This is a genomic window from Terrihalobacillus insolitus (assembly GCF_028416575.1).
Classification (GTDB): Bacteria; Bacillota; Bacilli; order Bacillales; family Amphibacillaceae; genus Terrihalobacillus; species Terrihalobacillus insolitus.
The window spans coordinates 52,468-75,708 of sequence record NZ_JAMQKB010000011.1 but is presented as its reverse complement, the minus strand read 5'-3'; the positions used below and the strand labels follow the sequence as shown (position 1 = coordinate 75,708).

General features: G+C 36.8%; 22 protein-coding genes, 2 pseudogenes and 1 riboswitch. Of the genes and pseudogenes, 9 read left to right on the top strand and 15 right to left on the bottom strand.

The window, feature by feature from the left end; translation table 11 throughout:
• Positions 1-74: 74 nt before the first annotated feature.
• Positions 75-1,118, bottom strand: coding sequence for a ribonucleotide-diphosphate reductase subunit beta (locus tag NC797_RS11760; protein ID WP_272437006.1), 1,044 nt, complete (start codon positions 1,116-1,118; stop codon positions 75-77).
• Between the two features lie 63 nt (positions 1,119-1,181).
• Positions 1,182-3,446 carry a ribonucleoside-diphosphate reductase subunit alpha gene (locus NC797_RS11755; protein WP_417168710.1) on the bottom strand — a complete coding sequence of 755 codons (2,265 nt, stop codon included), beginning with the start codon at positions 3,444-3,446 and terminating at the stop codon, positions 1,182-1,184.
• A gap of 342 nt (positions 3,447-3,788) precedes the next feature.
• Positions 3,789-3,989: riboswitch (cobalamin riboswitch) on the bottom strand.
• Between the two features lie 356 nt (positions 3,990-4,345).
• Here NC797_RS11755 and NC797_RS11750 point away from each other — a divergent pair.
• Positions 4,346-5,224 (top strand): NAD(P)-dependent oxidoreductase, encoded by an 879-nt coding sequence (locus NC797_RS11750; protein ID WP_272436976.1) that lies wholly within the window; start codon positions 4,346-4,348, stop codon positions 5,222-5,224.
• Positions 5,225-5,259: 35 nt separating this feature from the next.
• Here NC797_RS11750 and NC797_RS11745 read toward each other — a convergent pair whose 3' ends face one another.
• The gene (locus tag NC797_RS11745; RefSeq protein WP_272436975.1) at positions 5,260-5,562 is read right to left on the bottom strand and encodes a hypothetical protein; all 303 of its coding nucleotides are present in this window, start codon (positions 5,560-5,562) and stop codon (positions 5,260-5,262) included.
• 341 nt (positions 5,563-5,903) lie between these two features.
• Here NC797_RS11745 and trhO point away from each other — a divergent pair, with 341 nt between their 5' ends.
• Together trhO and NC797_RS11735 are read left to right on the top strand one after the other, a co-directional pair.
• Positions 5,904-6,875, top strand: coding sequence for an oxygen-dependent tRNA uridine(34) hydroxylase TrhO (trhO, locus tag NC797_RS11740; RefSeq protein WP_272436974.1), 972 nt, complete (start codon positions 5,904-5,906; stop codon positions 6,873-6,875).
• A gap of 123 nt (positions 6,876-6,998) precedes the next feature.
• On the top strand, positions 6,999-7,478 hold the full coding sequence (locus NC797_RS11735; protein WP_272437005.1) for a glutathione peroxidase: 480 nt from the start codon (positions 6,999-7,001) through the stop codon (positions 7,476-7,478).
• Positions 7,479-7,586: 108 nt separating this feature from the next.
• Here NC797_RS11735 and NC797_RS11730 read toward each other — a convergent pair whose 3' ends face one another.
• The 3 genes from NC797_RS11730 to NC797_RS11720 all read right to left on the bottom strand — a co-directional run bounded on the left by NC797_RS11730 (position 7,587) and on the right by NC797_RS11720 (position 11,319).
• The gene (locus tag NC797_RS11730) at positions 7,587-9,971 is read right to left on the bottom strand and encodes an immune inhibitor A domain-containing protein (protein WP_272436973.1); all 2,385 of its coding nucleotides are present in this window, start codon (positions 9,969-9,971) and stop codon (positions 7,587-7,589) included.
• Between the two features lie 368 nt (positions 9,972-10,339).
• Complete coding sequence (locus tag NC797_RS11725; protein ID WP_272436972.1) at positions 10,340-10,660, bottom strand: DMT family transporter; 321 nt, start codon at positions 10,658-10,660, stop codon at positions 10,340-10,342.
• 92 nt (positions 10,661-10,752) lie between these two features.
• Positions 10,753-11,319, bottom strand: a complete 567-nt coding sequence (locus NC797_RS11720; RefSeq protein WP_272436971.1) for a TetR/AcrR family transcriptional regulator — start codon at positions 11,317-11,319, stop codon at positions 10,753-10,755.
• Between the two features lie 178 nt (positions 11,320-11,497).
• Here NC797_RS11720 and NC797_RS11715 point away from each other — a divergent pair, with 178 nt between their 5' ends.
• On the top strand, positions 11,498-12,037 hold the full coding sequence (locus NC797_RS11715; RefSeq protein ID WP_272436970.1) for an RNA polymerase sigma factor: 540 nt from the start codon (positions 11,498-11,500) through the stop codon (positions 12,035-12,037).
• A complete protein-coding gene (locus NC797_RS11710; RefSeq protein WP_272436969.1) occupies positions 12,010-13,218 on the top strand; it encodes a hypothetical protein in 1,209 nt (402 codons plus the stop codon). The genes NC797_RS11715 and NC797_RS11710 overlap by 28 nt, the downstream gene beginning before the upstream one ends.
• A gap of 186 nt (positions 13,219-13,404) precedes the next feature.
• Here NC797_RS11710 and NC797_RS11705 read toward each other — a convergent pair.
• The 8 genes and pseudogenes from NC797_RS11705 to NC797_RS11670 form a co-directional block, all read right to left on the bottom strand.
• Positions 13,405-13,575: pseudogene (locus NC797_RS11705) on the bottom strand (GNAT family N-acetyltransferase); the annotation flags it as partial.
• 138 nt (positions 13,576-13,713) lie between these two features.
• The gene (locus NC797_RS11700) at positions 13,714-14,100 is read right to left on the bottom strand and encodes an aspartyl protease family protein (protein ID WP_272436968.1); all 387 of its coding nucleotides are present in this window, start codon (positions 14,098-14,100) and stop codon (positions 13,714-13,716) included.
• Positions 14,097-14,360 (bottom strand): hypothetical protein, encoded by a 264-nt coding sequence (locus tag NC797_RS11695; protein WP_272436967.1) that lies wholly within the window; start codon positions 14,358-14,360, stop codon positions 14,097-14,099. The genes NC797_RS11700 and NC797_RS11695 overlap by 4 nt, the downstream gene beginning before the upstream one ends.
• A 265-nt stretch (positions 14,361-14,625) precedes the next feature.
• Positions 14,626-14,883, bottom strand: a complete 258-nt coding sequence (locus tag NC797_RS11690) for a hypothetical protein (protein WP_272436966.1) — start codon at positions 14,881-14,883, stop codon at positions 14,626-14,628.
• Positions 14,884-15,217: 334 nt separating this feature from the next.
• Positions 15,218-15,487 (bottom strand): hypothetical protein, encoded by a 270-nt coding sequence (locus NC797_RS11685; RefSeq protein WP_272436965.1) that lies wholly within the window; start codon positions 15,485-15,487, stop codon positions 15,218-15,220.
• Positions 15,488-15,669: 182 nt separating this feature from the next.
• The gene (locus tag NC797_RS11680) at positions 15,670-16,227 is read right to left on the bottom strand and encodes a GNAT family N-acetyltransferase (protein WP_272436964.1); all 558 of its coding nucleotides are present in this window, start codon (positions 16,225-16,227) and stop codon (positions 15,670-15,672) included.
• Between the two features lie 1,002 nt (positions 16,228-17,229).
• Entirely contained in the window at positions 17,230-17,787 is a 558-nt protein-coding gene (locus NC797_RS11675) for an AAA family ATPase (protein WP_272436963.1), read from the bottom strand.
• Positions 17,788-17,892: 105 nt separating this feature from the next.
• Positions 17,893-18,225 (bottom strand): annotated as a pseudogene (locus NC797_RS11670) (DUF3885 domain-containing protein); the annotation flags it as partial.
• 296 nt (positions 18,226-18,521) lie between these two features.
• Here NC797_RS11670 and NC797_RS11665 point away from each other — a divergent pair.
• From NC797_RS11665 to NC797_RS11655, 3 genes are all read left to right on the top strand, one after another.
• Positions 18,522-18,761: a hypothetical protein gene (locus NC797_RS11665; RefSeq protein WP_272436962.1), complete on the top strand. Its 240-nt coding sequence runs from the start codon at positions 18,522-18,524 to the stop codon at positions 18,759-18,761.
• 573 nt (positions 18,762-19,334) lie between these two features.
• On the top strand, positions 19,335-19,913 hold the full coding sequence (locus NC797_RS11660; protein WP_272436961.1) for a hypothetical protein: 579 nt from the start codon (positions 19,335-19,337) through the stop codon (positions 19,911-19,913).
• 23 nt (positions 19,914-19,936) lie between these two features.
• Positions 19,937-20,605, top strand: coding sequence for a hypothetical protein (locus NC797_RS11655; RefSeq protein ID WP_272436960.1), 669 nt, complete (start codon positions 19,937-19,939; stop codon positions 20,603-20,605).
• A 1,087-nt stretch (positions 20,606-21,692) separates the two neighbouring features.
• Here NC797_RS11655 and cptIN read toward each other — a convergent pair.
• The gene (gene cptIN / locus NC797_RS11650; RefSeq protein ID WP_272436959.1) at positions 21,693-22,013 is read right to left on the bottom strand and encodes a type III toxin-antitoxin system CptIN family toxin; all 321 of its coding nucleotides are present in this window, start codon (positions 22,011-22,013) and stop codon (positions 21,693-21,695) included.
• Between the two features lie 378 nt (positions 22,014-22,391).
• Here cptIN and NC797_RS11645 point away from each other — a divergent pair, with 378 nt between their 5' ends.
• Positions 22,392-22,859, top strand: coding sequence for a DEAD/DEAH box helicase (locus tag NC797_RS11645; RefSeq protein ID WP_272436958.1), 468 nt, complete (start codon positions 22,392-22,394; stop codon positions 22,857-22,859).
• Positions 22,860-23,241 lie beyond the last annotated feature (382 nt).

Here is a 23,241-nt window from a genome sequence, read left to right as displayed (position 1 = left end):
ACAAGCTGAAACATCGGGGAATCAGATGGAGTTTCGACTCCACCTGGTCTAAAAACCCTAAAACCATTTAAAGATTAAAGGTCTTCAAAGCCGTTATCTGTATAGTTGACTTTCGTATATTGCCTGGATTTTTGTTCAAAGAAATCTGATTTTCCCAAGTCGACATCTTCATATGCTTTGATCCAGCGAAGTGGATTTTTCTCAACCTCAGGATATGGTTTATCATAGCCTAGTTGCTTACAGCGTACATTGGCATAAAAACGGATGTAGTTCTCAACATCTTCAAGCAAGATTCCGTCAATCTTGTTCCCAATAATGTGCCGAGCCCATTCTATTTCCAATTCAGCTGCTTGTTTGAAGGTAGTTTGAACAAAATCGCTAAGCTGTTCCGTGTGGTATTCAGGATATTCAGCTAACACTTCTTTAAAAATTTTGACGAACAAATCCACATGCAGTTGTTCGTCACGATTTATATAATTGATCATCGTCGAGGAGGAGACCATTTTCTGATTTCGTGCAAGGTGATAGAAGAAGGCAAATCCCGAATAAAAAAACAATCCCTCCAAAATCACATCGAAAACGACTGATTTTAACAACGTTTCTACAGTTGGATCCTCTACAAAAGCCTGATACCCATCTGTGACAAATGCATTGCGTTTTTCTAAAATTGGCTCCGTCCGCCAAAATTCAAACACCTCATCCTGCTTCTGTTTGGATACTAGGCTAGACAAAACGTAAGAGTACGAATGATTATGGATTACCTCCTGCTGGGCCAAAATAATCATAAGTGCATTCAAGCTAGAGTCTGTTAAATAGTCCGCAACCTTCCCTGCATAATCTGTTTGAATACTATCAAGCAATGCTAGTAGCCCAATAATTTTCAAGAACGCATCCTGTTCCTCCTCGGACAATTGCGGAAATTGCTTCAGGTCTTGTGCCATATTAATTTCAAACGGTGTCCAAAAATTACTGAGCATTTTTTTATATTTTGGATATGCCCAAGAAAAACGAACATCATCCCAATTTAAGATGTTGGAGCTTTCACCGTTTATGATTCGAGTCGAACGATTTGGAGCTGTATTATCCATAAGTTTACGATTCGTTAAATCTGTAGTCATGGTCATCTTTTTTCTCCTTTCATTTAGCTTGAAGGGGCAGGGTTCATGTCCCTGTATCCCCGTTTAGCTTGAGCATGATTCACATTCGAGTAGATCTGAGGATGTTGATCGTAAATAATAGGTTGTTTTAAGACCTTGCTTCCACGCCTGCACATGCATACTTAGTAATTCTTTTGCCTGAACTGTATTTGAAACATATAAATTAAATGAAATGCCCTGATCAATATGCTTTTGTCGTGCCGCATTCTGCTTGATGCTCCAATGCTGGTCAATAAAATAAGCGGATTTATAATACCATGTTGTTTCGGCATTTAAGTCAGGAGCTGTAACAGGAATTTTGTAATCCTTTTTCTCTTCTGCGTAAAACTTTTGAAAAATCGGATCGATACTCGCTGTGCTCCCTGCGATAAGGGACGTCGATGAATTTGGCGCAACCGCCATCAAGTAACTATTACGAATTCCGAATTGCTGAACATCCTGCTTCAATCGATTCCACGGCAAAGGAGATTGACTGTTATTTGTGTAACCTTTATTGTCAAAATACTTTCCAGTTTCCCAATCGGATCCTTGGTAAGCAAAACATGCTCCTTTCTCCTTAGCTAAATCCATACTTGCATGAATTGTCAAAAATGCTATCTTTTCATAAAGCCGATCCGCATAGTCAACCGCATTATTGCTTTCCCATTTGATTTGCTTTTGTGCAAGTAAATGGTGCCAGCCAAATGTTCCTAATCCAATTGCCCGGTATTTTTGATTTGTTAATTGTGCCTGTAACACAGGAATTGTATTCAAGTCGATCACATTGTCTAACATTCGTACTTGTATCGGAATCAATCGCTCCAAAACCTCAGAAGGGACAGCTTTTCCTAGGTTAATGGAGGAAAGATTACACACAACAAAATCACCAGGTTGTTTTTCGATTAAAATTTTGCCATCCTTCGTTACTTGTTCCGTCATAACAGTAGCACTTTGATTTTGTGTTATTTCTGTACACAGATTACTTGAATAGATCATGCCTAAGTGGCTATTTGGATTTTGACGGTTTACCTCGTCTCGGTAAAACATAAACGGTCCACCTGTTTCGAGCTGGCTTTTTAACACACGCTTTATAATATCAATAGCGGGAACTTCTTGCTTATTCAAATCTGGGTGGTTCACACATTCTAAATATTTGTCGCGAAACGTCCCATCCCCTTTTATCTCATCATAATAATCTTCAAGCGAGTAGCCCATTACCTTGCGAACTTGATGTGGGTCAAATAAATACCAACTTTCTCTTGCTTCCACTTTTTCCATAAACAAATCAGGAAGGCATATACCTGTAAATAAATCATGTGTACGATACCGTTCGTCTCCATTATTTAATTTTGCATCCAAGAAAGAGAATATATCTTGATGCCAAATATCTAGATAGACACATATGGCACCTTTTCGTTGACCTAGTTGGTCTACGCTCACTGCGGTGTTATTTAATTGCTTCATCCATGGTAATACACCAGATGAGGCTCCACTAAAGCCTTTAATCGCACTTCCCCTGCTTCTGATTTTCCCAAGATAAACACCAATTCCACCGCCATTTTTCGAAAGGTTGGCAATATCTGTGTTGCTATCAAAAATACTTTGTAGACTGTCATCAACCGTATCGATAAAACAGCTTGAGAGCTGACCATAGCTTTTCCCAGCGTTTGCAAGTGTTGGCGTTGCAACTGTCATATATAAATTACTTAAAGCCCAATATGCCTCCTTCACTAGGTCCACCCTTTTGTCTTCAGGCTCATCTTGCATTAATGTCATCGCAATTACCATAAAGCGTTCCTGTGGTAGCTCGTACACACTACCATTGTAATCCGTTGCCAAATAACGATCAGCTAATGTACGCAGGCCAATATATGTAAACAGTAAATCTTTTTCCGGATCGATCACCTTGCCTAGCTCTACGATTTCTTGTTTACTATATGCTTCTAAAAGCGATGGACTGTAAATGCCAAGCTTTGTTAAAGCATCGATCAAGTGATCAAAGGAGCCATATTTGTCTTGTCGGCTATATTCCCTGTGTTGAGCACTTTTAGAATAAAGGATATCAAGGTAAAGAGTGGAGGCAACGTATGTCCAATCTGGTTCGCTTTCATCAAGGTTTGCAAGTGCCTCTAATAGTAATTGATGTACCCACTCTTCATCCGAAAGCCACGGTTTTTGCTGTAATAATGTTTCACCATATGTAACCACCCTAGCGATATCTAAATGTGGAAAATTGCTCATCAAGCTATTGAATAGATCTTGTTTCCAGTCAACCTTTTTGTCTATTTTTGTCTCTAACAATGAGATCATTCCTTCCTTTTTTATGTCATTACAATTCAACAAAAAAATTCTAAGCGGACTGAGAGGCCCTTATTTTCAAGAAAAGCCTCGATTCCATGGTTTAGCGGACTCACAGGACGCTATTTACTGTAAAAGGGCTATTAATGGCCCGATTTTTAGCTATTAGCGGCCTCTCAGTCCACGAAACCTACCAAAACCATGGATTTTTGCCAAATAGCGGCTTCTGAGACCGTTCATACAAACCAAAAAACCGCTCATGGGTGACATGAACGGTGAGAACGACAGAAACATATAAAAAGGACGACTCCCTTTTTTACTCCATCGTCTCATCTTCTCAGTCCCCGAAGAAGTGAAACACGGCAAGCTTAGGCAGGTCTCCTGACTCGTGTATCTTCCTACTTGAGTTCCTTCCCAAATCGCAGCCTTTCATAGCATTTCGATTCAGTGGGCTTACTCGTTCGTCCACACATACAGTTGCGGGGGCAGTCCCAGATTCACACTGGGTTCCCTTTCAAGGCCAAAAAAATGGCCACCTAAATTTGCATGATTGCACTATATATAGTATTCATTTTATAAAAACAACAATATCTTGTATACTTTGACATTAACACAGAAAAATTTATCTGGCAATGATTTTTTTGGCATATTTCTTCATCTGTATCGGAAAGGTAAACGATACATTTCCTAAGTGCATGTTCAAAAAGTCACCAAATTAGAAGCAAGCAGGTCGAGGCGGCGCAGTTTTGAGTAGCGCAGCGTATGCTTTTAATACGTGAGCAACGGAGAAACAAGCCAACGAAGAGATGCGCCGCTTATCATTTGGTGACTTTTTAACAACCTTTTTAAACAGGAATTTACCTTATCCGTGTCGAAATAATTTCAAGGAACATTTAGAAAGGGTGATACGTATGGTTACAAAGGAAAATACGACAATTGGTTTTATCGGAACAGGTGTAATGGGTAAAAGTATGGCTAAAAATTTATTAGATGCTGGTTACAAGCTGAACACGTTTACTCGGACGAAAGAAAAGGCCGATGCGCTTGTAGCATTAGGTGCAACATGGAAGGACACAGTTGCAGAGCTTGCCGTTTCATCTAATGTCATTATTACAATGGTTGGCTATCCTTCAGATGTAGAAGACATCTACTTTGGGGAGAATGGAATTTTAGCGAATGCACAAGCAGAATCTTTTGTGATTGACATGACCACTTCTAAGCCTGCACTAGCAGAAAAAATTTATCAGGAAGGGTTATCCAGGAAGCTTTTTGCACTTGATGCACCAGTTTCTGGCGGTGATATCGGCGCTCGCGATGGCAAACTAGCTATCATGGTTGGAGGATCACAGGTTGCGTTTGACTCCATTTCACCCATATTTAACGTTATGGGACAAAACGTTGTGTTTCAAGGCCCGGCTGGTTCCGGACAACACACAAAAATGAGCAATCAAATTGTTGTTGCTGCAAATATGCTCGGTGTGTGTGAAGCACTCATTTATGCGGAAAATGCAGGTCTAGACTCAGAACGGGTTTTACAAAGTATATCTACTGGTGCTGCTGGAAGCTGGGCACTTACGAATCTTGCTCCACGAATGATAGAAGGAGATTTCCGTCCAGGATTCTATGTAAAACATTTTATAAAAGACATGACGATCGCCCTTGAGTCTGCGAAGGAAATGGGAATCATGACACCTGGATTAGAATTGACACTAGACCTATACAAACAGCTTGCCGAAAAAGGGGAAGAAAACAGCGGAACCCACGCACTGGTTAAGCTGTATGAAGTATAGTATAAAAAGTTTTAGGATAAAAGGCTAGGTGTTCCCTATTCTTTTAACTTTTTCTCATACTCCTCTGCCACAACAAATGCTAAATGATCATTCTCGAACAGTTGCAACACATCTAACACAGTTTGTACGGGAATTTCGTCTGACTCATTTTTGGGAATCGTTAATTCAAAGGCCTCTCCAAGCTGTTGGTTTTTTCCTTGATCTGGATAAGCCTGCTTATACAATTCCCTTGGATCTAAATCGTTGTTTACACACCATTGTGAAAAAACGAGGATCATCGTATTCTCATCTTTTTTGTAGTTATCTAAAATGTACTGCTCTTTTTCTTTCTGATTCATTATTCCACCTCTTTTCTTAACATAAATACCCACATGAAGGATAAGGCTAGCTTTAAAAAAAGGCGTACCTCTAATTGAGATACACCCTTTATAGTTGTCCATAATAAACGAGTTACGTTGGCAGCCTGTGAACACGGTTGCCTTCAAAGATTCTAAATTTAACATCTTGATTTTCATGTTACTACTTCTTATCGTTTAAAACAAGCATTGGATCGTTTTTGATTTATTGTAAAACGACGAGTACCATGATAAAATAAATGTTTGCAAGAGACAATGTACTAATAAATATCCCAACCTAACATTTATATCTTGCAAATATAAATTTGATAGGTGGTAGAAGAATGGAAAAGGAAAAATACCAAGTATTGTTGTATTACAAATATGTATTAATTGACGATCCGGAGACTTTTGCGGCTGAGCATCTACAGTTCTGTAATCAATTAGAACTGAAAGGCAGAATTTTAGTTGCGCAAGAAGGCGTGAACGGAACTGTGTCTGGAACCGTAGATCAAACGAACAAATATATGGAAGAAATGCATAAAGATCCACGTTTTAAAGATATGGTATTTAAAGTAGATGCGTCGGATGGTCATGCATTCAAAAAAATGCACGTGAGACCACGCTCGGAGTTAGTAACCCTTCGATTAGAAGACGATATCAATCCAAAAGAGGTTACAGGTAAATATCTTAGTCCGAAAGAATTTTACGAGGCGATGCAAGATGAAAACACAGTTGTTCTCGATGCCCGCAATGAGTACGAATATGAATTAGGTCATTTTAGAGGGGCCATTCGTCCTGAAATTGACACATTCCGCGAACTACCTTCATGGGTTGAAGAAAACAAGGATCAACTTGAAGGTAAGAAGGTGCTTACCTATTGTACAGGTGGTATTCGTTGCGAAAAATTTTCAGGCTGGCTAATTAAAAATGGTTTTGACGATGTTGGACAGTTACACGGCGGAATTGTTACCTATGGCAAGGATCCAGAAATACAAGGCGAGCTTTGGGATGGACAGCTCTACGTGTTTGATGAGCGTATTGCAGTCCCTGTAAACAAAAAAGAACATGTCATAGTTGGGAAGGATTACTTTGACGGTAAGCCATGCGAGCGTTACGTGAACTGTGCAAGGCCAGAATGCAATAAACAAATTCTTTGCTCTGAAGAAAATGAGCACAAATATATGCGTGGTTGTACCCACGAATGTCGTATTTCTCCGAGAAATATGTATGTCCAAGAGCATAACCTTTCCCAAGAGGAAATCGAAGCAAGACTTAAGAGAATTGAGACAGAAGATGGCGTAGTACAACAGTGATAAACGCGCGGCCTTTCATAGGCCGTTTTTTCTATGGATAATGTCGTCCAAACGGCTCATTACCATTTAAAGGAGTTTGAGAGTAAAATGGACATGTATAGTCAGAATGGAGGTCATGGATCGATGTCAGTTTACCCGTTTTCCGTCGCAACAATTAACGGAGAAGAGCAATCTTTATCTGATTACAGAGAGAAGGTATTACTCATTGTTAATACAGCCAGTAAGTGCGGATTCACTCCACAGTATGAAGGATTACAGCGCTTGTATGATACATATAAGGATCAGGGATTTGTTGTACTCGCCTTTCCAAGCAACCAGTTCATGAACCAAGAGCCAGGATCAGAAGAGGAAATCCAAACCTTTTGCCAAAAAGAATATAAGGTAACCTTTCCCATGTTCAATAAAATCAACGTTCGCGGGAAGGAAGTACACCCACTGTTCGACTATTTAACCAAACAAGCTCCTGGTTTGATGTCAAATCAAATAAAATGGAATTTCACAAAATTTCTAGTGAACAGAGAAGGTTATGTTATCAAACGCTTCGCACCAAGAATAAAGCCTGATAATATCGAACACGACATAAAGCTAGCACTTGGTAAGTAAAGTCAAACTGTTAAATGGAACTATTTATCGATCATCCAATTGTTCACTTATCTTATCGAATGTACTAGAACAAAAGAGCCTCTCCATTGGAAAGGCTCTTTTCGTCCATTATTTATATAGTAATACTTTTCCCACTGTACCATCTGCACTTTGCCCCACTACTCGGAATTTCAATCCGAAGTTTGGAACGTTACGTCCAGCGTCAACAAGTTCTGGATTGCTCCAGTCTGCACTGTCATCAAATAACGGTGTTCTGTTTTGGTTATTATCTTTTAATGTAACACCTAACAAGTCTGTATAGTCTAAGAACATCTTGCTTGTTTTGTCCAAACCAAATGCAGCATCGTTTAATTGGTAACGAGTCGCCCCAATTGAGCCATCGCTCCAGTAATTTGCCTTTTGATCGGCATCAACAATTCCTAGGAAGCCCTTACCAGGATGGACACCAGTCCAGTTGTTGTCATATGCTTTATCCACATACCAAACAACAAGACCTGGATCAAAGCTCATTAAACTGGCACCGCGACGAATGTTTGCTAATCCTTCATCGACACCATTCTGGGATCTCCATTCAAGCAAATAGTACTGCTCGGAATAGAACGACCCAGTGTCTTTATCAAATCCAGCAAATGCAAATGCGGAATCACCTTCTGCATCGTCAAAAAGAACTTCTGCACCATCGGCAACAACCGAAATATCATCTACATAAAAACCTGGAAGAACAGCGGCTCCGTCCGTCCAATAGTTAAATTCAAGTTCCACTGTTTCTCCAGCATATGCGGAAAGATCAAAGGTGGCATCCTTCCAACCGTTAGAAGAACCAGTAATACCATTGCCAGGATTTTGTTTATAAGGATCATCTGTTGTTGTAATATTTCCCTCAATAGATTCCCCGTTAACTTTAACAGAAGCATAATCCCAACCTGTTTCAATATCATACCATGTTTTAAAGTTTAGTTGTGCACTCGAGGCATTCGTAAGATCTACAGTAGTGATCATGGAATTATCCAAGTTATTTCCACTACCACTAAAGTATTCGTAATCCCCACTAAACGGCTCATTAACTACATTTTGTTTATCAGGTAAGTTTACCCTTACTGCATCGTTATTCGTACCTTTTGTTACAGCTTCATCAAGTAAAACCTCAGTACCTTCACTCGTGATGTCGCTAGCATTTATAGTCGATCCACTTAACCAATTACCACCTTGGATCGTTTGAAGAATCTGCTTGGAATAAGGACTAATTCCAGTTGGTTCCGTTCCAGGTACCGCACCCGCCCAGCTTCCACTAGACATAATCGACCAATAAGAAATTGGTTCTCCTGCTCCAGTATATTGTGTGTCGTATTCATCTGGGAGTCCAAGATCATGACCAAATTCATGCGCAAACACTCCAGCTGCTCCATCCTCAGGCTCAATCGTGTAATCATATCCAACTAGCTGACCACCCCAGTAAGGGACATCTGTTTCTGTTCCTTCGATCGGTGTTGGTCCTTCTAAGCTCCAGCTATGAGACCAAATCGCATCTCCGCCAAGCTCCCCACCACCTGCTTCTTCTCCTACACCAGAATGGATCACCATTACATGATCAATAATACCATCCGGTTCGTTTACATCACCATTACCATTTAAGTCATACGGATCTTCTTGGTCATAAGCATTCAAATTAACATCATCTGCCGCCGCAGCATTCAACGCTTCTAAAACTAGATCACGAGGATTTGCATCACTACCATCTGGTGTCGGATAATTACCACCATAATAAGCAGCCGGATTTTTAGCAGTGTACCAACCAGCTACCGAACCATCCACAGTATAGCTGCCACCTGACTGCTCTTCAAAATATTGCTTCATAGAAGTTAGATTTTCTCCGTTCGGTCCAGTATAGCCGTCTTTACCAAAAATCATATTTTGATAGTGCTCATTAGAATAAGCACCTTCTCCATCATAGTACATATCCGTGTACTGGGAGTCTATGTCACCGCGTGGCTTGTCTGGAAAGTCAATTAATAACACGAGCACGTTATCTTTTTGAACTTCACCATTCCATGCTTCTTCCTCCACTGAGGAAACTTCAGAATTCTTTGTTTGACCGAATTTATTCCCACTACCATTTTTTAGTCCAGCGTTTTCGATCAATTGATCCATATATTTTTTATTTTCTTTCTCAAAATCTGTTTGCTGTTCTTTTTTACTAACTGAACTTTCAGACTTTGTTTTCAAAAACTGATTTAATGCTTCTTCTGATTCTGTAGGGCTAGCGTTTTTGTCTAATTTCCCTTGACGTTTGAGCATCTCAATGAGCCTCTCATCGTTTGCAATACCTAAGTCTAGAGGCGCTCCTTGGTAGGTGTTTGACACACTACTTACTACTTCTTGTCTTGCTTGCTCAGCATTTGCCTTTTGCACTGGTGAAAGTCCTAGTGCTAGTGTACTTAAACCTAGTGTTACAGCAATTGCTGTTGAGGCTAACTTCCCTTTTTTCTTTTTCATCAACTAAATTCCCCCTCCTAGATTAATAGACAGTTAATTGAATTACACTTTCTTATATTCTAGGAAAACACCAAAAATTCCTTTACAAATTTTTGAATATTTCAAAATGGGTAAATAGAATCAATTTCAAAATAGGTAATTTAACCCACGTTCGACAATTAGCGCAATAATCGAGCTTTAACACGAGACAAAAGTACTAGTATTGAAATTGTATAGTTATCACAATGATACTGTTCTTCTCATCTCCATCTATCTACGTTCGTTTACACCAAAAAGACTACTGCCATTAGGTAAGGAGCTGAAAAACGGGAGTATCTAAACTAGTCTACACCAGTCAAATGTGAAAAATAAATTACGGCTGTCAAACCTTAAGACCAATTTGGCATGTTAAGAATTGCTACTCCAATAATGATGGCTGTTAATCCTATCAAGGTTTGGAACGAAAAAGATTCCTTCCAAAAAATAAACCCAATGATAGCGGTTAATGCTGTTCCAGTGCCCGCCCAAATAGCGTAACTCAAGCCAATGGGCAGAACTCTAAGTGTGAGAGACAGAAAGTAAAAAGATGCACCGTAGCCTACAATTGAGCCTACTGAAGGAAGTAATCTTGTGAATCCTTCCGACAATTTCAGCATCGAACTACCGATGATCTCACTCACAATAGCCAATCCCAACAATAAATACGCCATGGTCCGATACCTCCTTAAGAACAATTTAGAACAAATAAACTGTATATGTTTTTTTAGTTTTCAAATCCAAAAAGAAAGATAAAAAGCATGATTCACCTTTTATCATCTGGAATAATTCCATAAAGTAATATGTCAACTGTTTGAGAAAGTGCTTCTCTCACAGTGATATTATTTTTGTAGAAAAAGGTTTGATCCAATGTTGTGTTAATCGCTTCAATAAGCACCTTCATAATGACAGTGATAGAATAACCGGTAACTACTTCACCAGTTTTTATGCCTTCCTCGATCAATAATCGGATATCAGCCCAATCCTCTTCAAGAGAAGTTTCGATTTGAACCCATTGATCTGGATAATACCGTTTCATTTCATCTAAAACTGGTCGATTGTATATTTGGTAATACTCTGGAAGTACTTGCATTAATTCTTTCATTTTCACAATAAATGAAAGTTCATCATCCGCAATAATATCATTCGTTTTTTGGTCGGCCTCGTCTAATATTTGCTCAACTATTGTTTTGATGATTTGTTCCTTGGAATCAAAATGTTCATAAATCGTTTTCTTACTAATACCAAGACGGTGTGTCACATCATCGATCGTAAACCGCATTCCTCTTTCTTGAATTTCCTCTACAACTGCTTTTAGTATTCTTTCCTTCATATGATGTCTCCTAAACATACGGAAACTTTTAAAGTTTTTTCCGTTTACTACATTCTACCTCCCTTTTGATCATACGTCAACTAAGGCACCTACTCTCAAAATTTTTTTACTTTTTCACTTCGTTTACTGTAAGATATTATAAACAATCAACGTCTAATAAGTAGAGAGGGGGAAGCAAATGGGTGACTTTTCAGAAGTAGAATACTGGTTTACTCAGCATGGTAATGATATTTATAACTTTCTTGTCTACTTTACTGATAAACAAGAAGTTGATGACTTGATGCAGGAAACCTTTATAAAGGCAATGACATCTCGCCATACTTTCCAGCAACAATCCCATGAGAAAACATGGCTGATCTCGATTGCACGAAGGGTTGCCATCGACAACTACCGAAAAAAGAAGATTGTTAACCTTCCCCTTACTTTGTATCAAGCCTTATTTGTAGATGATAAATCAAATCCTGAGACTACATTACTCGAAAACGAACGAGATCGTGATCTATACAATCAAGTAAATACATTGCCAAAAAATCAACGTGATGTTGTTATACTTCGGGGTGTTATGGAGCTTAGCACTAAGGAATGTAGTGAAGTCCTAAGTTGGTCAGAAGCTAAAGTAAATACTACCTATCATCGCGCAAAATTAGTACTGAGAAAACAAATTCAAATAAAATGGGAGGAGGTTGAATCATGTCATGCCAAAAAAAAGACCAAATAGATGAAGAGTTAGGGAAACTACCTACGTTTAAGATGGATTCGAAACAACAGGAAGACATACTTGAAAAGGTAAAATTAAAGTCTCCAAAACGACAAGGGCTACGGTTCTTACCGATTGGACTTTCTACTATTGCGTTTATCGCATTTGTAGTTATAGGTAGCCAATTTTTAAATAACGAAATACGCCAAACCGAAGTTTCTACAACTGAGTTAAACGATCCTGCATTAAAAAAAGAACTAACCAAATACTTTAAAGGGGTTAAGTCGCTTGATATTGGATTACCAATTACTATTCTTAAAATTCCAGAATCGATGGAAAAGGGCGCTGTTGCGGCTTATTTAATGGAAGCAGCCATATACGTTAATTCGGAAGGAAATTGGATCAATCCCGTGGAACAACCAGAAATGATGACGGAAACGGATTTTGAACTAAGTCCAGTGCAAAAGCAGCAGCTAAAAAACAACTACTCTGAAGACGGACTTGCTTCTGAGGCGAAAGGGACATTGGTGTTACTTAACGAGATTAAAAATCTAAATACTAATGAAGTAATTGATAAACAAGTGGAAGAATGGATCAATCGACTCAATAATACCTCTCCGAATAAATCTTTCGATGAGACTTATAAAATCTATGCGTCCGTGTCACAGGAGTTAATCGGGGCTGCAGGTGTACTCAGAGAAACTCTTACTGAAGGAAAACAGCCGGTTGACAAACTGTTACCTAAGGCTATTTCAACTTCGGATTTTCAAAATATTAAATGGGAAAAGAGCTCTATCTTTAAAATTCCCGTTACCTTTGGTGATGGTACAAAAGGGGAGTATGCATTATATGGTCAAGAGGACAAGTATGGAATGCTCGTAGGTTCAGGCACTGAAGGAGAGGCTGTCATTAAACCGATTCAAGCAAATTCACCAGATAAATATATGCTCTTCTTTAATGGCGAACAAATAGCTTCTGCTGGAATTACAATAGCAGCAATGCATAAGGAAACAGGTGAAATTGAGCAAGTCCTAGTAAAAGAGGGACAAAAAGTATGGCTTACACACTTAAGCGGTCCCTACTTAGGGTATGATGCTAACGCTGTTACTTTAATGGAGTTTTCTAAGCCCGGTCTTTGGGCGATTAATTTTTATTTAGATGGTACATTTTACGGTCAAACCATTATAGAGGTAGAGAATTGATTTATTTTCTACCTCTCCCCCTGAATGGCTTTGAAAAGTATCTAAAATTTAACGATTCATAACAACGTTCCAATCCAGACGTCGATTATCGATGAGGCGCGTGTGTATGATTTTCGGCCGTGTTCGGGTTCTCATAACGTCGATGAGCGCGCGTAGGCATGGTTTTCGGCCGTATACGGGTTCTCATAACGCATCTTCGCTTTGTTCATTTTGAGCGAACGGCAACCAAGGCTTTAATTCATTAACTGAGGCTCTAATTGCATCATACACAGCTTTACCATCCCCAGGCTTCGGCATTCTAATAAGCAATCGTTCCGTTTCAAATTCATGAGGAAAGTCAAACAATATTGGATTCATAAAAAAACCCCTTTGAAAAATTAATAGAAAATAGCCTATGACTTCTTCAAGATAAGCCCCCGTTAATTTAAGTGAGGTTCTTCACAAATCCAGCCTTAGTTGTATATAAAAATGCCATCACAATTATCTCAAGAAAATTTATTTTATTTTTACTTTCATGTCTTTAAAGTCTATTATTAAGTTAGATTTCGTCATAAAATCGACTCCTAGTATACCGTTAAAACCGTATGTTTCTTTTGTGATACCTAGCTGGAGTTGAAATGAATCCATTTTATAGTGATCTATTTCTAAATCATATACAGTTTGTTCATAGCAAAGTTCACTTTCGCCACCAACACCATACATCCTTTTAGGTCTACCATTTTTACGGTCTATGGTAAGTCCCACTTCTTCGACTTCATCAGTATCAAAAATAGTTGTTGAGCACCCTGTATCCAAAAGAACATGTTCCAATAGTATTGTATTTCCTTTATATACAAGAGAAATAGAGACTAATGGTAAACCTCCGTGCATTTGAATTTTCATTGGAGTCGTCTCCTAACTCCAATAAAATTTTGTTCCTCAACTTCAAGCGTATCTTTGTCAGTATGGAAAATATAGTATTCACGTGAAGGTTCGGCTAGATGTAGCTTTTTGTATTCTTTCCATGCGGTAGTTGAATCGGGGAAGTTTGAGATCACTGATAGTTCGTCAGGATATCGAAAGGAATTTTCTGAGTATGCAGAAATTGCTTCAACAAGGACCCACTGCTCTGGATATTGTTTACGAACCTGCTCCCATTTCATCTTTAACACCTCCATTTATTCTTTATAGTTAGTATATCACCTTTTATTTAATAGAGTTAATCTTTGCAATATAAAAAATTTATGGCAGCTAGGACAGTTCTCTTGTTTCCTTTATAGGAATGGAAGCTAAAGCTCCATCTAAGCACATTATATTTCAGCTGGTGGTGGACAGGGTTCCTCTGGTCCTATTACCTTTGTAGAAAGAATGTTCATTACCATTGTTAAAGGAATGCCCCCGTTTGTTGAATAAGCAAGGTGCTTCGATTTATTTCAGAATCTCTATATTTTTTACTTCGAAATCATCAGGGTCCCAACTCTCTGCACTTGTTGTATCAATAAAGGTTACTTTTACATTTTGCCCTACTTCAAGCTCTGATGTGTCCTCTACTTTTAACGGTAAGTCATCAATATACACCATTTCTCCAGTAATCTTTGTTATTTCTCCAGTCTTAGTTACCTCTTCGGAATAGTTAGAACATGCAGCTAATACTAAAACCGACAAAAGCGCATAAATTATTCTCATGTTTCCCCCCAATTCACTCTTATTTTTGCAAGTGCTTGTAATTCTTTGTACTCCATACCTTTTACATCTTCAACATTTGTCATAATAGTTTTCATCATTTTAATTTTCACCTTTTTAGTTTTATTTTTGTTTTGCGGCGTAGAGCCCACAAACCTGCCCTTTAACACAATAAGGACTGTATATCCCTTGTTGAAGATAAGCCACCCTTTAGTTCAACAAACCTTTAGGCAACCGTAAGTCCCAACAAATGATCAGAAAACAAAATAAACTCTTCAAGATGAATTGGTGAGTTTGGAGAAGCTAAAGGTTTTATCTTTACATTCTTCAGATAAATTCAGGCTGAAGTATTTAATATTCTTTTATCTTTTATGTCTATTTCTGGATATAGCTCATACTCTTGAATGGCACGACCTATTAATGGTTCTTCTTCCAAGTTTTCCGCTAATTCCATTTCGAAGTCAGCTTCAATAATTGCAGAATGTGTAACATAGATGAGTTTCTTTTTTTCAGGATATTTCTCTCTAAGTTTTTTTATCTTTAATTGTAGTTCAACAATGGTTAGTTTTTTATAGTCAATTGCTTTTAGTAAATCTTTTCCTTGCATAAGGTGTGCCTCCTAAAATTTCTCTCAAAGTTTATGTGGTTATAGTAACTGCTGTAACTTAAAGACAATGGTTCACACAATAAATCTAAAATATAAGATATCCAATAATTTTTGAAGATTATAAGGGAATGTCAACTACATTGATGACATTCCACTAACATGCATTAAAGCCACCCGTTTGTTTAATAAGGGGAATTATTACTTTTCCAATCTTCAGCTAACATTCCGTAAACAATGTGGTCAACATAATGGTCATATAACCATTCAGCTTGTCTAATACAACCTTCATTAACAAACCCCAATCTTTCAGGAATTGACCTACTCCTTTTATTTTCCACAGCAGCACTAATATCAACCTTATTAAGCTCCAACTCATTAAAAGCATAATCCGTTAGTGCTCTTGCTACCCTTACCATAATACCATTACCTTGATAATCCTTTCCTAACCAATAACCTATATATGCTATTTTATTAGCCCAATCAATTTTGTTATAACTCGCCGTACCAACAATTTCTCCTTTAAAGAGAATAAAAGTTGTTATGCTTTTATTTTCTGCATAACTTTTTAAGCAAGATTTAATAAACTCTTTTGTATCTTCAACGCTTGTTGTCATATCTAACCAAGGAAGCCATTCACGAAGATATTCTCTGGAATTATCAGTTAGTTCAAAAACTCTTTCTGCATCCTTTAACTCAACTAGCTTTAGTGATATTTCTTCATCAATTTTATATACAAACATTTTTCTCCCCCCCAAAAAAAATTATCTGACTTGTTTTCTATATTTTTAATGTAAATACCTTCTTAAAATTACTGCTGTGATAGTAATAAAAGCGTCCCCACTTATTGTAGAATCGTTAGCAATAGGTAAGCATTTGAAGTTATCTCCAGCTTTTCCCATGCTCCACACGGAATGTGACAGTTTCCCGTCGTTCCGCGTTCTATCTAATGCTATGTACTTTAGACTATAAGTTCCTCGTTACCCTTAAACAAGATGGTGCCTACCACTCTACTTGTTAAGAGCTCGCACTGCGAAAAACCTCGCATTCCTACCCGATCGGTGCGATGAACGCTTGGAAAATAATCATTCCATTTCGCTAGACTTGGGGCTGTTCCTCCACTCCTATTACAGGAGCTTCGTCAGTCGTACCCCTACCTTCGCAAGAATAAATGCATTTCAGCTTTCGCCTTATAGCAAACGTTTCGGATAACAGTCCTTGTTTCAACGTTTCCTGCTTCCCAAGTACCTTACAACGTAGCTATCCATTCTAGACGTAGGTGCTTCCTTTAAGCCTGTGAGCTTGATACCGCCTTTGTTCGGTATAGTGTATTTCAGAGGGTGCATTTTTACTCTACACCACTCACCCCAACGTTGGTTGGGACATAGCTTTACACTATGTTCTAACTTTAGACCTGTACATTCGGAAGTTCGTCAGTTCTCTCTATTGGAACATTCTCACTTTATCTAGTTTTTAAGCCATGCGGCATATCAGTTAGCGTACCTTTTCCATTAGAATGGCTTTAGCTTTCCTTCTGCCGAATCTACCTGTGCTTCGAACCCCGTAATCTGTCAATTACGACACACGCAGGAGTATTGATGGGATTGTTTCAGGAAACATGGTTCCATCATTCCAATCCTCCGTTGTAAAGTTAAAGTCTATCTAGTAAACTTCCTGTATTTCACGCTGCAAAAGCGCTTATAACAGAACTTGTCGCGCGCACCCGTTTGTTGAAGAAGATAAAACTATAACCTGAACCGATTTTTTACCATTTTTGCAACTTCTTCAGCATTAAGTTTTGTATTATCTATTCTCAAATAATTATTCTTTTTAATTTCACCTTCTTCTGAATTTAATCTAAGAGTATCCATAGTGCTCAATAAATTTTCTTCAGATTGTTTTATATTTCTTTTGGTAGGTTTTTGCTCCAACCTATTCGGTGTTTTATTTCGTCTAAGCCTTTCTTCTACATTAGCTTTTAACTCTACGAAATATAATTCAGCTCCTTGAGAACTAAAGATGTTACACATTTTTTCAACGTTTTCCCAATCATCTTTTTGATTAAACGCCCATACAAAAGTAAATATCATTCCATACTTATCAGTTTTTGAGAAGGATTTAAATATCTCCTCTCGAAACAAGGTTGATAACCTCCACATTTCTGGGCTAAATTCAAAAAATGGCTCCAACAAATCAATTGTCATATGATTGTGAAATAGCTTTAGGTCAGTAATTTTTGATAGCTCTTGTCCTACTGTCATTTTTCCAACTGCTTGTGGACCAAATATTAAAACAAATTTCAATATTACTCACTCCTGATATTTGTACATTTCTTCTTCAATATTGCTGCTTCTTTACTTAAATAGAAAGGAGCTAAATCTCCTTCTTGAAGAAATGCCCCCGTTACTTTAATAATCTTTTTTGAAGACTTTATCAATTTTATCTCGGTCATAATCTAATATCCAATCATTGTACTCTTCGTAAATCTCTCGTATTGTATCTGGTGAAGTAGCCAGCAAGTCACAACCCCTATCATCATAAACGTGAAATATAGTGTTTTTGTTAACATTTATAAAATATACGTCGTGAAAAATACTTGGTTTTAATCCCATATCTTGATTACAGACTGCCTTTAGCATGGGAATATATTCAAAGTCAGATGTTTTGCACGTTAGAAAAAATCTATGTGTTCTATACTTTCCATCTTCATCATCTTCTGGATAGATATAAGGGATTGTATTTTAGATAGTGGTAAAACTTGTTTCACTTCTGGTATATGCCCACATAAGTTTTAGAGCAATGTAATTTTAGATAGTGGTAAAACCCCAGTCAGTTCTTTACAGGACTGAAGGATTATATCGAAGAGTCAAATGATAGCGTAACGTCTTGAAGGGCTCTCTCTTAGTCGAATAGCACTTGATTTAGCAAGAATGAGAGTGTTATAAGCTCGGTGAAAAGGCGTGAGAATTTACCGTAACAGTCCCGGCTGACGAAATTCTACCCGCGGGGGCGGTGTAAATCATGGCGCTTGAGCTGAATGAACATGGTGAGAGAGCTCGGTCTTTCGGATTGGCATTGTCATCATAAAGAGCCTTATCATCTCACAAGAGATGATAAGTTTTCGAATCTGATCGTGCTATATGAACCTATTCACCGACTTGTCCATTTAAAGGATAAGCTTAAAATTAAAGCTACACTTCAAACATTACACCTGAACCATAAACAAAAAGAAATGATTAATGAACTTCGTAGACAATGCAACCTTCAGGCAATCTAAGATTGGAACAAAATAAACTTCTTTAAATACATAGAATAGGATGAATTGGATTAGTTGGCGCGCCGTACGCGATGAAAGTTGCACATACAGTGCAAACAGGGGGAAAAGGGGGAGATAATGTCAAACCCTTACCTATCTGTATGAGTAACTCTTATATTACGTAGTAGACTGATACTATGTAAAAGAAAAATGAATTTCAACAAACGAGGCGCGTTTGAGGAAGAAGAATAAAATTGGTTTCTGAAGAGTTAGTTACCAATATTAATGTCCGTGAACACAGTTTGTGACATGGCCACAATAGTTCAAAAACAATTGGAATTAGAACTACCTGCTAGGAAAGAAGAAATTTTATAAAAAAGAAGGCAAGGATTCTATTTGGTAATAGATCCTTGCCTTTTTTATTTAATGCTTTGTTCCGTGTATCTATTTTAATTTTAAAAAAATATTGGTTTTTTTTTAAAAAAAAAGAAGGGAATGTAACTTTTTTGAATAATTTGTAATTAAGCGAAAAGGGAGGTGTGATTAATTATTCTATTTACTAGTGCAAAACTTTAATTTTAAGGAGGAATTAGATTGAGTTTTATTGTTAAAAAAATTCTAAAGAGTATTATGGTTTTAACATCAGCAGTAGTCTTAAGTTCAATGTTTTTTATTATTGATGTGAAGGCTGATTACTTTGGTGGAAGTAGAAGTTATCAGGCAGCCCCTTATGCATGGTATCATAGTTCAGTTTATTCTTATAATTATGACGATAATTATGATGCAGGTAGAGGGTACTGGAATGATCATTTTGGTGTAAATATTAAGAAAACTTATGATACTGGTACATATATTGATAGGTATTATGTTGGAAATACATCAACTTCAGGATTGCTTGGAAGAATACAACCCATTAATGGTAACTCGGAAGTTGCAAGTGTTAATGAATATTGGTATCGCGTGAATGTATTTATTTATGACAATCAAATGAGAGCCCAATCCTCATATAATAATAGTCATGTAAGTATGAATGCAGCTCATGAGATTGGACATTCTATAAAAATGGCTCATGCATCCAGTGCATATTATTCTGTTATGCCACAAGGTTGGAGAACCTTACCGTATAATATAACAAGTTATGATTCTGGTGAAATAGATGCTAAGTGGTATTAGATATTTGACCTTGGAGGGATTAGATGAAGAATAGTAATATTTTTTTAGTATATGTTTTTTTATTAGGTATAATTTTTACTAGTGCGTGCTCAATTGAATCTGACAAAAACTCAGCACCTAAAAGTGGTGATACAAATGTTGATGAAACAAATGTTTTAGAAACAGTTAATTTTGATGCAAACTATATTAAATATACTGAGGAAAGTAAGATGTTTGAAGAAGCTGACCTTGTTGTTTTAGCCAAGGTAAATAAAAGTTTTGAGGATAGGGAACATGTTGTGAAATATTTACCATCTGATCCACAACTAAAAGAAGATGTAATAGAAGACTTTTACACTAAAACTCCTATTACAATAAAAAAAGTATTAAAGAAAACTAATGATGATAACATTGATAAAAAAGGAACTTTGAATATTATAGAACCAGTATCTATAATTAAAAATAAAGACAAAAGAAAAAAATTTACTACAGAAAATTATTTGGAATTAAAAAAGGGTGAAAAATATGTGCTGTACCTTAAGAAAAACACATTTGGTGAATATAGCGTAATAAACATGAATAATGGTCGTTTTAATATGAATGTTGATGATGAATTTAAAAACAAACAAATAGATAAGAAAGACAAAGAAACACACAAAAAAATGAAACAAGAGATAAAAAAGAAATACAAAAAAGAAATAAGTGAATTATAATAAAATGTCTGTCAAATAATTGTAGTGATGGAACAAGCCAATCTAAAAAAGTCAATCCTTAGCGTACAAAATTTCCGAATGTTGGCTGTACCCCGTATACGTCAAATTAAGTTAGAATTATTACAACAAATGACATGTTATGCTGAATTATATGACATTTTTAAGTTAGAAAAAGGCATATACTTTAAGGTCGTTTGTGACATTTCACATTAGAATTCACATCAATTGTGAATTCTAATATAAAATGTCATAGGTCAGTGATAGCATATTGCTATTACTGACTTTTTGTTATGTTTTAAAAACAATTTTTTATATTATAAAGATGAAATAGACAAGCTATTGTTAAGTAACAATAAAGTTGGAAACTGACATCAAATCAAACAACCAGGAGCTAAAGCTTTGTCACAGTGACGCCCCGAAATTTGTCGAAGGTTGAAAGGTGTTAAGAGTAGTAGAATATGATATGAGTATGCTTATAATACCCTCATTACTAGGTGTTGACTAATTTAATCTTACGAAGGCATGATGTAATTATGTCCTCCAGCCATTGATATAAGATTTTCTGAGTGAAATGAGGATTCTAATGGAGGCTTCTCATAAGTTGATGAAACTTTCGGGGAGCTTCTTTTTTCATTTTATGGGTGACGTGGAAGTATTGTACATTTTTGAGATTTGATCATCTGAATGGCCAAGTCTGTCATAGTTTATTCGAGTGTACGCAAGCCTCTGAAAGAAGTAATGTATATGTCTTAATGAATGTAGTATAAAAATTCTCGATTTAAGTCCATAATAGCTAGTTACCTTACCATATAATTTTGAACAATCTAGATGGCGATGGTATGACCATACTGTCGTTCTGTTTTGAAAGGAGAAGTTCTAGTAATAATTCGGGTCTTCACTGTGACCATACCTTGGAGAATCATTTATTGATTTTCTTAAGTAGTTCTTTTTCAATGTGTAGTACATCGGGGAAAATTAATTTTATTCCTTTTCTTTGGAGGGCTAACACTCTCTTGGCTTTAGTGATTAGTTCTTTTTCAAAAACTCCGTCTACTTTTACAGGAATATTTGCTTTAGCATCTATGTATTAATTCTTGATGTAACTTGGTAATGCAGCGCATATATTTTGAATGAGAAAAGCTTTCTCGTGTCCTAATACTTCTCCAAATACGATCGTATCACATTTACCATAACGATCGATTTTCTTCTGATATATCCCCTTGAATTTTGTAAGCTGTGAAGAGAAAGGAACGAGCCAGTATATAGAAGTCGCTTCATCGTATACAGCATAAAAACAGGGGCGATCATGTGCAATACCATGTACAGTTTCTTTATTTGACATAAGTTTAGTATCAGGAAAGTCAATAAAATAGTCATCGATTAAAAAATAAAAATTACCTAAATTCATTTTCCCCGCTATCCCCTTACATAAGTAAAGCTCTATCCAATTAGGACAGAGCTTTAAAAGCATTTGAACTCGACCTTTTATTAGTCGCATATCGAGTAGCGACAAACATTTGAACTCGGCCTTTTATTAGTCGCATGTCGAGTAGCGACAAATATTTGATATTTCTCTGTAATTAAATTGTACAGTATTTTAAATGAAATCTCAAGAGGGAATAGCAATTCTTGAGATGAACTGTATCAATTCATTACACTCATAGTATATGCTTATTTACAATAAAAATTTCGTTATTTTTTGGAAAAATTATTGTTTGGTTAAATATATTCATTTTTAGTGCTGTATAAAATAAGGAAATTCGTTAAAACTACAATTTAATCGAACTTGTTCTTATTAATATTAGTAAAAGCTAAAATCATTATAACTACTGCTTTTCATTTTTCCATCGAGAAATTCTTTAATCGATTCCGTAAATGTGAAGATCTCCAGATTAGTCGAATTGGTGGTGGCAAAAATAAACCAAGTTATAAAATTGACATATCTACAATTCAATCGCTCAATCGTAATGGTTTAATAAAATCTGAGTTACATCAATATGGACAAATTATCGTGGATGAATGCCATCACATTTCTGCCGTCAGTTTTGAAAAAGTATTAAAAGCAGTCCGAGCAAAAAAAGTGTATGGTTTAACAGCGACACCAGTTAGGAAAGATGGGTTACACCCGATAATATTTATGCAATGTGGACCTATAAGATATAAAACGAATAGTAAGCAGCAAGCCAATATTCGACCGTTTAAGCAAACTCTTGTTAGAAGAGAAAAATTAATGAGAACAAATGAAACGGACTGAAGCTTTGTCACAGTGACGCCCCGAAAGTATTCCCATCAATTTCAGAAGCTTCAACAGGAGAACCAAAATTCGCTGTTACCCCCGGTGGAGGCGAATACTGCGAATCGAACTACTGCATTTACGGTCCATATTATCAAACTGTTTCCGGAGAAGATTTAACAACATGGACAGCCAAAAATGCACCTGATTCCACCAGTTTATACGCCGCAGCACGTGAAGCCGTTTTAGACCATCATGGTTCCATTGACGAAAGTAAATCTTATCTTATTATGTATGACCAAAAAATTGTGTATAGTAGCTATGGCTTAAGTGATAATGGTTACATAATTAATGTGTACTGCTTAACATAATAAGAGGAGTTGATTAATTTTGGGACTTATTG